Raw genomic sequence first — 14,151 nt, forward strand, 5'->3', positions numbered from 1 at the left:
AAACACGTCAGGAACGGGATGCTGTCGCCCGTCGAGTTCGAGAAGCAGCAGAAAATCTAACCCGAGGGTGTCTACGAAACTCGGGGCTATTCACAGATCGCTTAGTACCCGAGCGCGAGAGAATCTACCAGAACCTTGGGAACTCCATAAATGCGTCGCCTAGTTTGCTAACAAATGTCCCGTCGAGGCCACTTTTCAACTGTGCTCCAAGGCGCATCAACCCGTTTGAGTTCAGCGGTTCGTATGCCTGAATTTCAATCTCAAAGCAGGTTGCAGTTCGCTCAATGGAAAAAATAAAATACTGACTCATATCAAAAAACTTGAGATTTTGGGCTCGTGACGAAGAGAGACCAGCAACAAACAAGTCCCACATTGACGCTTCGAACCAGATATCCGTCGCTTCATACGTAAAGCATCCCGTAAAATGTGACAGAGTCAGCTTAACGCTCCAACGCGATGAACCTTGATCATTTGAGTCACACTCTAAATAGTTCATCTCTAAGGAAACGCCTTCAGCAGCGAAGCTTATGTCACTCATGGGATATACAACGCATGTTTGATTACGGGAAATATATCCCCAGATCTTTTACTGAAAATTATTTCCCATCCGTTTACATTGTAAACTTTACCAAATTCGATGCTAGCGGAGGAAATCTCTTTTACGGCTTCCGAGAAGCTACGCAAAAGAGTCTGATCATTTATCGGATTCGAAGATTTCTGAAGGTATTCAGCCATGTGTTTTGTCGCATTTGAGTTTACATAAAATTCCATATCGCCCGTTTTTAGCTTGAAGGTTGCAGGTATGTTTGTGTTCGGCAAGTTTCCTGCGGTTGTGGTAATATCATCCCAGACAGTTCCCGTCTTGCCACCAACTCCGCCCTCGGTGATTTTTTCAGCACCTGATCCGAATAACTTCAAGCGGGTTGCGAGCGTGACCACTTGCAACATCGCCGCCGGGTCACCGCCGCTAGCTTTCTGAATTATCTCCGGTAATCCAAGGATCATGAGGGGATCGGTTACTAAGAGATTGATCGTCCCTGCAAGTTGTTCCGCTTGTTCATTGCTAAGGCCACTCGTGCTGTTCGGCGCCAGAATCTTTAGAATTTGACTCAGTCCGCCCGAAGCATCGAGACGATCGAAATTCGCCTGTTGCTCACTTGATGAGGACCAATAAGACACAATGCCAGCGTAACTGGAGAGTGCAGCTACCGCATCCGCTAGAACAGCGGAGCAACCTGAGCCACTGTATCCACTACTTCGGCAATCGACGTATTCCCTCTGCTGCTGTTCGTCTTTTGCCTCAAGTCGTTCTTTCTCCGCGCACGCTGATTGATCCCCTCTCGCACAAGAAGCCTTGGCCTCATTCAATTTTTCATTATCTGAATGATTGAGGTAATTATAATTGACGTTGTCTAGCCCGGCAGCCGCGCCTGTTTCGCCTCCGGCCGCCGCGCCGACGATTGCCGCTACCCACTGCGTGATGGCGCTTTTCTGATCATCTGTCAGGTTAGGATTGGCGCTCAACACCTGTTGTAAGACGCCATTGACAACTTCGCTCAATCCACCTGCCAACGCTCCCGATCCGGCATTACCACCAGCAAGCTGTGCGACCAGCCCCCCCACTGCAGCATGAAGGGCAATCTTCGCCGGACTGCCCTCGGCAAAGCCGAGCTTGGCAGAAAGATCACCGATCGCAATATTAGCAAGCGCCGAGAGGGCAGCCGCACTCTCCTGTTTCGCCTTCAGGCGCTCAATGTCAAATGGGTCGGCTGTTGTGTTGGCTTTAGAGAGGTCCGTGTTGAGTGCAGCCAGATCCTGTGTCTGATTGGTGAGCGTCAGCTGACCCGGCGTGAGTGTGGCACGGGCAACACCCTGATCCTCCTCCTTGGCTGGCTGTCCGACTACAGGAACGGGAATGCCGCCAGGTGTCAGAGATACCCCAAGGCTGGAACTCGACGCCTCGGAGCGGTTAGCTATGTCTGACCAGGTTAACGAATCGGCGGAAAGCGTGTTTTTGGTGGGATCGGCTGTCGAACCTATGACGCCACCGGCGAGGTCGACATTGCCGCCGACCTTGACATTGTATCCGCCGGAGCCCGCGATTAGTCCGCTCTGTTCGGAAACGTTGGCGTAATTACCTTCAACATCGGTCTTCTGAACTCCACCACCGACCTTGCCCACTGGTGACAGATTGAGGCCACCACCAGCCGTTTTTTCGTTGTAAACCATCGTGTCCTGGCGGCTGACGATGTTGAGATCACCACCGACAGCAGCAGTAACCCGGTCCCCGGACACAACAGCTCCCGCAAGCGTGGTGTCGTTGCCAGAAGCCAGCGTGACATTACCCGTGCCGATGATGTGGGTGTTGAGGTGAGTGGTGCTGTTAGCGTCCTGCTTGCCGCTGCCCGCTGCAAAACCGCCGCTCAGACCGCCATTGGTGAGATTGACTCCAATTGATGCGTTTGCCGACTGGCTACGGCTAGAGGACGATGAAGCAGACTGGGCACTTTCCAATAGAATGGAGCCGCCAGCCATGAGAAGCACGTTCCCGGATACCGGATCGGTTGGGGAGCCTGCTGCAATCTGAACACCACGACCGGTCAAATCACCGGAATTTGCGACTATGCTGACCGAATCCCCTGCCTCAATCGTTGTGACAACCGGCGTGAATGTCGAAAGCGTTGCGCTACTCTTTTGGTAGCTAAACCCGACAGACAGGCTTGCAGAGGCCAGCGGCTGAGAACCGCCGTCGATCTGCTTGAGAATGTCTTTTACTCGATACGCCGCGAGCGCAGCCGGTGCGAGAGCATAAGCACCGTTCGGACCGCCGAGCTTTCCGGCAGCGTTAGCGAGACTACCCGCAGCACTCGCAAGCCCGGAGGACACCGACAGGCTGACGCCGGCAAACATCTCCTCATGCATGTGTTCGTAGTTGGACTTGTCCTGCGCCGAGAGCAGATTGACGTTGCGCTCTGCGAGGATAGCAACATCGCGCTCAGCGGACACCTCAGCCGCTTGAAGATTGGCATCGCGGCCCGCCGAGATTATCAGATCACGGCCGGCAGAAAGGGCAGATTTGGCATTGGTCTCGGAAGACTGGCTCGTTTGATCAACCGACTTTCCATAGCCGATGCCAACAGATGCACCACCATTGCCTGAACTGAAGGAAAGACCAAAACCGGAGCGCTGCTCCTTCTCGGTCGACGCAGCACTTTCAGCGCCTGGCGTGATATTGATATCACGGGCCGCCTCCAGCGCGATGTCACGGCCCGCCATGATGGAAGAGCCGATGACATTGACGTCGTTTTCGCGCGCCGTGAGAGTGACGTCGGTCCCGGCAGTCAGCGCGGAGCCGACGTTAAGGGTAGACGACTGGCTCTTTTCTTTCTGTTCCTTGCCCCAGAGGGAGAGGAAGCCGCCGCCGGAGCCGGCGAACAGGCCGGACTTCTTGCTCGAGCTTTCCAGCGCATGCTGCTCCTCGGCCCCGATGATGGCGACGTTATCGCCCGCGACGCTGATCGCATCGCCTGCCGTTATGTTCGAGCCGGCGATGACAGCGTTGCCGCCGGCATCCAGCTTGATATTGCCGGAGGCGGAAAGCTCGGAGCCGACTGTCGCTTCGTCGTAGTTATACTGCGTCGAGCTTTTTTTGGAGAGGAAGCCCTTGGCTGAAGAACTCTGCTCGAACTCTGCCGTATTCTTGCCCGACGCGATCAGCAGATCGCCGCCGGCGCTGACGTTGATATCGGCCTTGCCGGTTTCATCGCCAGCCATCACCTTCGAGGCGGAGACGACGGTATCACCACCCGAAGTAATGGCCACGCCCTTCCCGCCGCTGACCGATGATCCGACGACGGTCTGCGTTTCCGTGTGGCTCGTCGTCTGTTTGCTTCCACCGAACAGACCGCCCTTTTTCCTGTAGGCGTAATCGATCGTGGTGGTGTCGACAGCCTCGGCAATCGTCACATCGCCGGCCGCTTTCAGACCAACGGTTCCATCGGCGGCAATCGTGCTGCCGATGACGTTGAGGTTGCCGCCTGCATTGGCGGAGATCGATCCGCCCGCGGTGATCTCGGAACCCTGGCTTGTGGTTCTCACAACCGTCGTCGAACTCCGCTTGTCGCGCAAGGTGCTGGTTGTCGACCTTTCGGTAACGGAGATGTTGATGTCTCCATTCGACGTCAGGCCGAGATTGCCGCCGGCATTCACCTTGGCATTGGCGAGCAGAATGCCCTCGTCACCTTTGATTGACGCATTGCCGCCGGCATTCAACGTGCCGCCGATTGCTGCAATCGAAGAGCCGGAGACCGTCAGATCACCAGCGGATGCAATCATCCCTGACGTTGCAAGCAGACCAGTATCAATCGTCACCTGATTGCCGGCGATCAGCGCGCCAGCGGAATTCAATCTCTCCCGGTCATTGGCGGCGAGATGCAGCACCGGTGCAAGAACATCCAAGCCGTTCACCGTCTGCCATTCATAGACCACGACGGATTCGGTGAGACTGGCGATCTCTTCAGCCGTCAGCGGTTGGCCGAGCGGGCGCTGGTTCGCTCCCAGATAGGCAGCGCCGTTATCAAGCAGCTGCTTTATCTGAGCGATCGAATCCTGCCCGGTAAAACCGGAGCCCGTTGCGAGCCTGAATTGCTGCTCAATATATTGGTTCTCGAAATAGGCATCGCCAAGGAACTGGATCTGCCGGTCCGGCTGGTAGCCGATGCGGCCAAGGAAATAGCTCGATCCGTAGAATTTGGAGACATCGAGGAAGGCGGCACGCGTTTCATAGAGGAACGTCTGGCCGGGAACGGTGCCACCAAAGCCGCCGGACTGCGGCGTGGCAACGCCGCCAAGCGTAAACAGCGCTCCGCTGGGGGTTACGCCGGCCAGCAATGCGGTCGGATCGCTCGAAGGCTGAGGCGCTGCCACAGCGACATGGTCGGCGATCGATCCGGCCACGGCAGTATTATTGACGGCGGCAAAGCCGGTAATGCCGAGCGCTCCGCCTGAACGGATCGCTGTTGGAACACCGCCAGTCGCCTCGACGCTTTCTACCGTGCGGCCAGGACCGATATCCTTCGACGCATCGCGTGTCCCAAAGGGGCTGGGGCCAGGCACAGCGACCTGCCATGAACCTTCCCAGCCACCTGTGTCGCCGGACGTCTTCGTTTCCTGCCATTCGTAAATAACATCAGGATAATACTGGCAGCCGGCTTGCTGGTTGCAGTTGAGTGACGTGGTGCGCTGCAATTGCAGACCGAGATTGGTCAGCGTGCCGGAACCAACAAGCATCATGCTGGAGCCGGCTTCGATGGCGCTATACGCATTGGTGAGATCGATGGTATCGACGGAAAGTGTGCTACCCGCCTTGATCAGCGCTGCAGCACTTCCCGAAGACGTCAGCTGGTCCTCCGTGCCATCCCGGTAAACACGGTGAATGGGGCTCCCGATGGTGAAGAGCCGATTATCAAATTCGACTGCTTCGCTCGACTGGCAATCTCCGCACTCTCTGGCGTAATAGAGATCGTATTCCGGAACAAGCGTGCTGGAGGTTTGCCGGCTTGTGTAGGTGGGAGCGATGGTCCTTTCATTGACCAGGTTTGCGGTGACGATCGATATGTCGCGGTCTGCCGAAATCAGGCCGGAACGGTTGATAACGGCAGCATTGCGCGCGCCGGAAGCGCTGCCGGCAATCGTGAGATCACGTCCGGCGACAATCGCCCCCTGATCATTGGCAAGCACGCCGCCGACAAAGAGTGCCGCATCATTGCCAGCATAGATCAGGCCCGTGGCGGCGTTGGTCAGGTTGCCGGTAACATTGACGGTAAGATCATTACCGGCAGCCAGCTGACCGGCGTTGACAAATTGCGAAAGGGAGAGCGTCAGATTATGGGCAGCCAGAATGTTGGTAGCGCCATTAGCAGTGAGGCTACCCGCTTTGATCGCGATATCACCTGGCCCCTGAGCGGAACGAGTTGTTCCGCTTGCAGTGACCGCATTGAGCCGCGCGCCCGTCAGATCTGTCGTTCCAGATGACGTGAGATCGATGCCGCCTGATGTCAGCGTGCTGTTGGCAAGGTTGATGTGGTTGGCATCGATGTAGAGCGTGCCCGATGTAGCAAGTCCGCTCCTGTTATTGGAAAGATCGGCATTTTGCTGCCTGATCCTGATGTCGCCCCCCGCGGCCGTGCGCTTGTCGAAACTGATGACACCATTTGTCGAAGACAGCAAAACGTCTCCGTTTGCCTCCAGGCTGTCATAAAGGATGTCGCCACCGGCCGAGGCCTGCAGATTCCCTTCAGCAAGCACAAGCCCTGAAATCCCGAGATCAAGACCGGAAAGCAATGCCAGGTCGCCTTTCGAAAGGAGCGCGCCCCCTGCAATCGCGCCTGAAGCAGCCGTAATCGACATCGCCGCGCCGGACTGGGCCGTGCCGCTGATGCCGATGGACCCCGCCCCCGACCATAAAGAAACAGCTCCTGCAGCGGAGACGTCGGCCACCGCAACACGTCCATCTGCCAGAACAGTGATCGCGCCGCCCGCGCCAAGAGTGCCGACGACATCGACGAAGCCGGCCCCGCCATTGACAAGGATATCCTCTTCTGCGCCGACCGAAGCGATCTTGACGTCTTTCCCCGCCTTGACCGAAACCGATTTCTTCGAGGTCAGACGACCGGTCGAAACGCTTCCCTTCGAGGAGACGCTGACACCTTTGTTGCCCGACACATTGCCGATCGAAATCTTGCCGTCTGCCGATAGCGAAAGCTCTCCGGTATTGGCGGCCATGTCGCCGCGCATGCGAACGCCGGCGCCCTTCTCCGTGACGACCATCTTGATGCGGCCAGCCTGCATGGCCCCGAGTGCGGAACCATCGATTGCATATTCGGGCGTTCCGGAGGTCGCATCGAGCGGCATCGCTTCGCCGGTGGCATAATCGAACTTGCTCTGCCCGGCTGTCAGGCGCAGGTCCTCGCCATAAATCGTGCCGTCAATCTGGATGGTGCGGGATACGATATCGAACAGATCGACTCTCCCGTCTCCCATCGCAAAATTCGCACCGTTCGGACCAAATGTGACGTCTCCACCATTGACCGTGAAGCCATTGAGACGTCCATCAGTGCCGATGTCGGGCACGCCCGTCGTCAGCGTAGCGCGTGGCGTGTTGATGAACCCGCAACCATCGCAGGTGATCCCGTTCGGATTGGCGATGATGACGTCGGCCCGGCCACCGAACACCTCGGTCGGCCCGAGAAGAGAACTGCGGTTCTGCGAGGTTACCTCATTGAGGATGACCGAAGCTGGGCTTTTGCCTTGCAGATTTGGGTTGCCAGGCGTCACGCCACCCAGTTTCGACGTGCCGATCTCACCGTTGAAGTTGTTGAGGATGACGCCGGGCGTGCCGACGTTGAAATTGTTGTATTTATTGTGCGACAGGCCCTGACCGTTGGGTCCGACAATATCGATGAGCGGCACGCCGTTCGGGGCAGCCCCTATCCCGGGGCGATTTACGGAAGAGCCTCCAGCTTCGGGCGTTATGTCCTGTGCATGGAGCAGCACCGGCTGAAGCACGAGCGTACAACTGACGACCGTTGCAATGATTTTTCGAGCCAGCGCTCCGGCATTGGCGAACAACGCGAGGTCGGTTGCTTTGCGTGGAAGACGCTTGAACTGGGATGTCATTGTTGTTCGCCTCTCGTGGCAGACGGAAGTTTGGGCTTAGCGGTCTTTTCTGCTCGTGTCGGCCGGTGATGGCTTGCTGTCGAGTTTCTTGTAGACATCTGCCAGCTTCGACTGTGGGGCCGGGCATTTTTTGCTTCTGGCAATCTCGCCAAGAACCTGATTGCGGTTACGCAATGCGTCGATTTCCAGTTTTTCCGGCGATTTCGGATCCATGAAGAAAAGGGCGGGCCAAAACAGAAGAACACCGGTCGCGCCAAGGACCACGTTTTTACCCTGCGCGTCGGATCGTTCTTTCACCGTCGCCAGCACCTGGCGCTCATTGGCCTCGAATTCGCGCTTTATGCCGGCGCAGTCGAAAGCACTGTCGGCCGGGTTGGTCGAAGACACCGGATTTGCCGCCCGGCCACCGCAACCGGAAACGACGATAGCCGTCGCCACCAGTGCGGATACGAAAGATAATTTGGAGGTGTGAAAAGAAGATCTGATCATAATATTCTCTTTTGAAGCCTACCAGCGTGCCGTTACGCTGGCGAAAATGAGATTTCCGCGTCCGCCACTCACGCTGCTGGAAAATGCCTGGGAGTAGCCAAAATCGGCGCTGATGTTTCCCCCCACGAGTTTCGCACCAACGGTCCAACTCGCGAGATAGCCGCCGGGAATGTCGAAGCGGTCCTGCGAGAACACGCGGCCGTAATCGAGACCAAGATAGGGGCGTAATTCACCCAGAACGGGCGCCAGACTTGTGCCCTCCCATGGCATTGTCCGCCATACCAATTCGTTGTGGCTGAAAAACCCGTTATTGCCGAATATGAGGCTTTCCCTCAGGCCGCGTACATTGCTGAAGCCACCAAGCCCGATCTGTTCCGCGCCAAACATGTTATCGGGCGAATATTGGGCATTGAGGAGCGTCGTTAACTCGAACCGCTGGCCAGCCGCTTCGAACGGCCGCGTCGCGCTGACGGTCGTGTTGAATTTCAAAAACCGGGGATCGGCCGTGCCGGCTCCGGGCTCTCCGGCCTCCACGGCGTCAAAGAGATCGAGACCCTTATCAAGGGCAAAATCGAGGGCGATGACGCCACCCAGTATTCTTTGTGAACGCGACAAGCCCAGAGTGCCTATGGTGTATCGGCGGCTTCCGACCTCAATCCGGTTACCGAGAAGGAAGTTGTCGGTCTGCTTATAGGTGAGACCGCCTCTGAGGGTCGTGATGGAGTCCTTGTCGCGCAGAATGACACGGTCGATGCCAAATCCAACCTGACCGGAATTACCGGAGGTTTCGATCGACCCGAAATTGCCGGGGATGGCGCTGTCATATTCGTACCAGGAACCATTCGCCGAAAACGTCCAATAGCCATAGGGCACACTTGTATTGACCGAATAGCTGTTGCTGTGGCCGCGACCATCATCGTCCCATGGGTAGTCCGGGCCGCTGCGCCCATAGGAAAACCCCAACTGGTCATTGATACCCAAAAGGCCGTCGAGGCCGAACGCAACGTTGGTCTGGGAGTAACCGGTGCTCTTCTGACCCAGATTGTTGTTGGAAATGCTCGCGTACCAGCGCTTGGCCGGCTTGTTCTCGACATTCAGGATGGACGTTCCATCCTCCTTGCCGGGCAACATCGAGGTCTTCGCATCGTTCGATGACAGACGATTGATCTGGTCCAGCCCCTGCTCCACATCGCGGATGTTGGCGACCTCTCCTTTCATGCCGGGAAAGGCCGTGGCGAATGAACCGTTTCTCTTGGCCGGTTGACCGTTTAGGTAGATATCCGAGATCGTGCCTTCGACGACGACCAGCCGCAGCAGCCCTGTTCCGGCAATATCCTGTGGCGGCACATAGGCGCGTGAAGTCACCAGCCCCTTGTCCAGATAGAGGTCGGTGATAGCCTTGAGCAAAGCGGTGATGTCCGCAACGCCGATACAGCGATTGTCGTAACGCTGCGTGAGTTTTCCAAGCGCATTGGCGGCGAGCCTCGTCGCTCCCTCGATCTCCACACGCGAAACATGGAAGCAGGGACCAGCGGACTTCGCGTCGCCTCCTGACGCCCGGCTCTCACGACCAGTGACGCCATCAGGAGTTACCTGTTTCAGGTTTTCAAGCCGCTGCAACTGCTGTTGCTGATCCTGCCAGCGGGAAAAATCATCGGCGGGCGACTGTGCCGTTGCCGGCTCTGACGCGAGCAGGCCTGCGAAAAGCGAAATGGCAAAGGTCCGCTTGAAACCGTTTGTCGACTTACCGGAGGCGTTCCGCTCTGCCCGCACGGCAACCGGGGATTTTGCGAAGATTCGAGCGGCCGGCGCAATTGCGAGACAAAAATCAGGAGGGAGTAGCCATCGGAAACCCGGAATGAAAGCAGCAAGTAGCATATTTGGGAGGCCTGCATTTGAAATGAAGTTTGTCGCGGCAATGCCGCCCATGCTTCACTCTGCAGCTGTCCTTGCTGTCGACCCCCTACCGGGTGCATAGATCAGTTCATCTGATCCAAGAAGCGTTAAAGTAGTAACTTTCTTTGCGAAACGATAGTCGCAAGTCATTTTCTCAAAGAACCGCGCACGTTGAAAATTCACGTAATAATCAATCCTACCAATGTTATGGCAAGAATGTCACTTTTCATCCGTGATTTTTTACGACAATCCGCCGAATTTCCCCGCTGCGGATCCTTTGATTCAAATAACAACCAGAAGTTATTGCAATACGTGTCACCCTGCAAGCCCCTCACAGGTACCAAAGTTAAGGAAAACTAAAATTGCTTCGTAGCCGGCGACATATTCGGGCAATGAGACGGCTCGATCTCGATCGCCGAATTGGCAGTTCGTCCAGTGGTCAACCATTGCGGTTGCGGACTAACAAAGGGGCTGTTTCAGCCTCACTCACCCCGGTCCGAGCCTTGCGGAGCGCAAACGTCTTCAGGTTCGGGCGGGCTCCCGCAATTCCACGGGATTGCCTTCCGCATGACACAGCGCGAAAAAACCGCTTGACCTCAACCGTGATTGAGGTCCTAGACATATTGTCACCTTGTTTTCGCAAGGCTTTTTCCATGCTCTTGAGCAAACAGTGACAAAGGAATACCCCATGGCTTTCCAGCTTCCCGACCTCCCCTATGCCCATGATGCCCTCGCCCCCTCGGGCATGTCCGAGGAGACGCTGAAGTTTCATCATGATCTCCATCACAAGGCCTATGTCGATAATCTCAACAAGGCGATATCAGGCACCGAATGGGAGAAAAGCAGCCTCGAGGACATCGTGCGGGGCACCTATGAGAAGGGCGCGGTGGCGCAGTCCGGCATCTTCAACAATGCCTCCCAGCACTGGAACCACAATCTCTTCTGGGAAATCATGGGGCCGGAAAATCATGCGATCCCGAAGGTGCTGGAAGATGCGCTGACGCAGTCTTTCGGTTCGGTGGCGCTGTTCAAGCAGAATTTCGCGCTTGCCGGCGCCTCGCAATTCGGTTCGGGCTGGGCGTGGCTGGTGGTGGATGCCGATGGCACGCTGAAGACCACCCGCACGGAAAACGGCGTCAACCCGCTGTGCTTCGGCCAGAAGGCGCTTCTCGGCTGCGATGTGTGGGAACACAGCTATTACATCGATTTCCGCAACAAGCGTCCGGCCTATGTCGAGAACTTCCTCGACAATCTGGTGAACTGGCAGGCAGTGGCCGCCCGTCTCTGATCTGAGCCCCACCGATCCGGCCGGTCCCGCTGCCCTTGAGCGGCCCGCCGGGTCAGGCGCAGCCGGACAGCCGCCGTCCGGCTGCAACTCCATTCGAGCATTCCCATGCCCTATGTCGTCACCGAAAACTGCATCGCCTGCAAATACATGGACTGTGTGGAGGTCTGCCCGGTCGAATGTTTCTACGAGGGCGAGAACATGCTCGTCATCCATCCCGAGCAATGTATCGATTGCGGCATCTGCGAGCGCGAATGTCCCGCCGCGGCGATCCGGCCGGATACCGAGGCGGGGCTGCATGTCTGGCTCGACCTCAACCGCCATTATTCCGACATCTGGCCGCGCGTGCACCAGAAAAGGACGCCGCCCGACAATGCCGACATCATGAATGGCGCCGCGGCCAAGTTTTCCATTTTTTCGAAGAACCCGGGAGCGGGCGGTTAGCCCGGCACTGCATGTCTCATAATCTCAGGCTGATCGATGGCGGTGTCGTCAATCACGCGCATATTCCGCTGAAGACCTCCACCTCCCCGACGATCTCACCGCGTGAATTCAAGGATGCGATGGCCGGCCTCACCTTCACCGTCGCGGTGGCCGCCGCCGCCCATGCGGGTGAGCGGATCGGGCGCACGATCACCTCCTTCATGCCGCTCAGCGCGGAACCGCCGCTTCTGATCGTCTCCATCGACGCCAGCAGCCGCATGGTCGATCTCATCGCCGCAAGCCGGCGCTTCTCGGTTTCCGCACTGGCCAGAGGGCAGGAGGAGATTGCCGACGTGTTTGCCGGAAAAGGAAACCTGCCGGACCGGTTTTCCGTCGGCGGCTGGGATGTCTGGCCTTCGGGAAGCCCAAGGCTTGCCGATGCGCTGTTATCCTTGGATTGCGAACTCGTCGGATCCATCGATGCCGCCGACCACATCCTCTTCGTCGGCGCCATCGTCGAAGCGACGTCCGATCCGCGGCGTAGGGCCCTGCTCTGGCGCGAACGCGCCTATACCGGCGCGGAGGAAAGCAACTCCGTTATTTCGTGAGGCCGTGCCCAGCCATCCCGAGAAATAGGCAAGGATCGCCGGGTGCCTCGACAACACCCGGCAACAGTGGAGAAGTTCACGCGGGTTCCGCCGGCACCTTTTCCATGACCTCCGGCCAGAGCCCTTCCGTCACCGCCATCAGCGCCGGCGTTGCCACAGCAACCCACGGAATGCCGCTGCCGGGGCGAGTTCCGATGCGAACGTCCAGACCGGCCTCCCTTGCCAGAACAACCCCGCCGGCGATATCCCACATCGTCGTCAGCTTCTGCAGATGGCCGTCGAAGATGCCGCGTGCCGCGAAGGCAAGGCCGATCGATGTCGAGCGGATGGATTCCACCACCCAGCCCGCATGTCTGAGCCCGACGTTCAGAGCCGCCACTTCTTCCGCATCGGCGGCGGCGCTGTCGCCGAGCGACATGGCCTGCACAGCCTCGAAGGGCACATGGCGGGCAAGCGGTTTGCCGTTCAGCATCAGCCCGGTCCCGTCAGCCGCCGCATAGATATCGCCGAACACCGGCATGGCGACGACGCCGAGCTCCGGACGCCCGTTCCGCACGAAACCGAGTGAAATCCCCCAGAGCGGCGAACCCCGCAGAAAATTGGCGGTGCCGTCGATGGGATCGATGATCCAGTAGGCGTCATCGGCCACGCCGCCCATTTCTTCGCCCAGCACCGTCTCACCGGGAAAGGCTTCCGCCAGACGGTCACGGACGAACCTCTCGACCGTGGTGTCGGCTTCCGAGACGAAATCCTGAAAACCCTTCGTTCGGGTGGCAATGGCGTCGCGCGCCTCGAAAAAGCGAAGGGCAAGGCCCATCGCTTCCTCGACGATGGCGACGGCGCGGTCGAGACGCTCGCTCATCGTGTCCACGCCCTGCCCGTCTTGCCGGCGCCCGTCTTCAGCCAGCCGGTGAAGGCTTCGACTTCATCGGTCTGGATCGCGCCCACGCCCGCCTCGGCAAGAGCACCCCAGACGGCTTCGGGGTTTGAAAGCGCCCGCGTATCGTTGAAATCGAGGCAATGGGACACATCGAGCGAGTTGATCCACAGGCGGATGTTCTGACGCTCCATCTCGGCCCGGCCTTCGGCCAAATCGGCAATATCGGCAAATTTCACCTCGATCATGGGCGCCTTCAGCGTCTCGATGCGGCGCAGATCCTCGGCGAATCTGCCCTTTCTCACCGGGAACATCGGCATATGCGGGATCTTGCCGAACCAGTCGGTCTCCAGCACCTCGAAACGGGCAGCTTCAGGATCGATATCGGTTTTCACCAGCACCTGATCCTCGACGCCGAGCCGCAGCACGGTTTCCATGACCTGCGGCAGATCGCGGGTGAATTTGGTGTCGATATTGACGGTGATCCTGCCGCGCGCCTCTTCCAGCAATTCTTCCAGCGTCGGCACACATTCATCGGTCACACCAGCGCCGTCACCACCAGCACCGGCCTTCAGCTTCGCTCCGCGAACCACTTCAAAGGGCAGCGCGCTCACGGTTCCCTTGCCCGTCGTAGTGCGGTCAAGCGTTTCGTCGTGAATGACGACCAGCCGGCCATCGGCCGTCGCCTGCGTGTCGATCTCGATCATCTCGACACCGGCCGCAACCGCAGCGCGGACGGAGGCGAGCGAGTTTTCGGCGGTGGCCGTCCAGAAACCGCGATGGGCGACGGTCAGGATGGCCGGATTGTCGCGCGAGCAGAGTGCGAGCACTTCGCAGGGATTGGAGGTCTTTGGGGAGGTGGCAAGGGTCTGGTGCATGGTTTTCACTTTCGGACG

The 14,151-nt window shown here is 58.0% G+C and carries 9 protein-coding genes; 3 read left to right on the forward strand and 6 right to left on the reverse strand.

Translation table 11 applies throughout. The features are described from left to right. Positions 1-124: 124 nt before the first annotated feature. The 4 genes from ACIQUH_RS26325 to ACIQUH_RS26340 are packed head-to-tail and all read right to left on the reverse strand — an operon-like array spanning position 125 to position 10,095. Positions 125-538, reverse strand: coding sequence for a hypothetical protein (locus ACIQUH_RS26325; RefSeq protein ID WP_400820805.1), 414 nt, complete (start codon positions 536-538; stop codon positions 125-127). Next, positions 535-7,677, reverse strand: coding sequence for a hemagglutinin repeat-containing protein (locus ACIQUH_RS26330; RefSeq protein WP_400820807.1), 7,143 nt, complete (start codon positions 7,675-7,677; stop codon positions 535-537). Before ACIQUH_RS26330 ends, ACIQUH_RS26325 begins: the two co-directional genes overlap by 4 nt. Positions 7,678-7,713: 36 nt before the next feature. Next, a complete protein-coding gene (locus ACIQUH_RS26335) occupies positions 7,714-8,166 on the reverse strand; it encodes a hypothetical protein (RefSeq protein WP_400820809.1) in 453 nt (150 codons plus the stop codon). A gap of 18 nt (positions 8,167-8,184) precedes the next feature. Continuing rightward, positions 8,185-10,095 carry a ShlB/FhaC/HecB family hemolysin secretion/activation protein gene (locus ACIQUH_RS26340; RefSeq protein ID WP_400820812.1) on the reverse strand — a complete coding sequence of 637 codons (1,911 nt, stop codon included), beginning with the start codon at positions 10,093-10,095 and terminating at the stop codon, positions 8,185-8,187. 655 nt (positions 10,096-10,750) lie between these two features. On the opposite strand from ACIQUH_RS26340, the gene ACIQUH_RS26345 reads away from it, so the two are divergent. The 3 genes from ACIQUH_RS26345 to ACIQUH_RS26355 all read left to right on the forward strand — a co-directional run bounded on the left by ACIQUH_RS26345 (position 10,751) and on the right by ACIQUH_RS26355 (position 12,378). Next, positions 10,751-11,350, forward strand: coding sequence for a superoxide dismutase (locus ACIQUH_RS26345; RefSeq protein WP_400820814.1), 600 nt, complete (start codon positions 10,751-10,753; stop codon positions 11,348-11,350). 105 nt (positions 11,351-11,455) lie between these two features. Beyond that, positions 11,456-11,791 carry a ferredoxin FdxA gene (gene fdxA, locus ACIQUH_RS26350; protein ID WP_400820817.1) on the forward strand — a complete coding sequence of 112 codons (336 nt, stop codon included), beginning with the start codon at positions 11,456-11,458 and terminating at the stop codon, positions 11,789-11,791. A gap of 11 nt (positions 11,792-11,802) precedes the next feature. After that, positions 11,803-12,378 carry a flavin reductase family protein gene (locus tag ACIQUH_RS26355; protein ID WP_400820820.1) on the forward strand — a complete coding sequence of 192 codons (576 nt, stop codon included), beginning with the start codon at positions 11,803-11,805 and terminating at the stop codon, positions 12,376-12,378. A 76-nt stretch (positions 12,379-12,454) separates the two neighbouring features. Here the strand turns inward: ACIQUH_RS26355 and ACIQUH_RS26360 are convergent, their stop codons facing one another. Both ACIQUH_RS26360 and ACIQUH_RS26365 read right to left on the reverse strand, forming a co-directional pair. Continuing rightward, on the reverse strand, positions 12,455-13,240 hold the full coding sequence (locus tag ACIQUH_RS26360) for an inositol monophosphatase family protein (RefSeq protein ID WP_400820880.1): 786 nt from the start codon (positions 13,238-13,240) through the stop codon (positions 12,455-12,457). Next, the gene (locus tag ACIQUH_RS26365) at positions 13,237-14,133 is read right to left on the reverse strand and encodes a glycerophosphodiester phosphodiesterase family protein (protein ID WP_400820823.1); all 897 of its coding nucleotides are present in this window, start codon (positions 14,131-14,133) and stop codon (positions 13,237-13,239) included. The genes ACIQUH_RS26360 and ACIQUH_RS26365 overlap by 4 nt, the downstream gene beginning before the upstream one ends. Positions 14,134-14,151 lie beyond the last annotated feature (18 nt).

This window comes from Agrobacterium sp. NPDC090283 (assembly GCF_044769685.1).
GTDB lineage: Bacteria > Pseudomonadota > Alphaproteobacteria > Rhizobiales > Rhizobiaceae > Agrobacterium.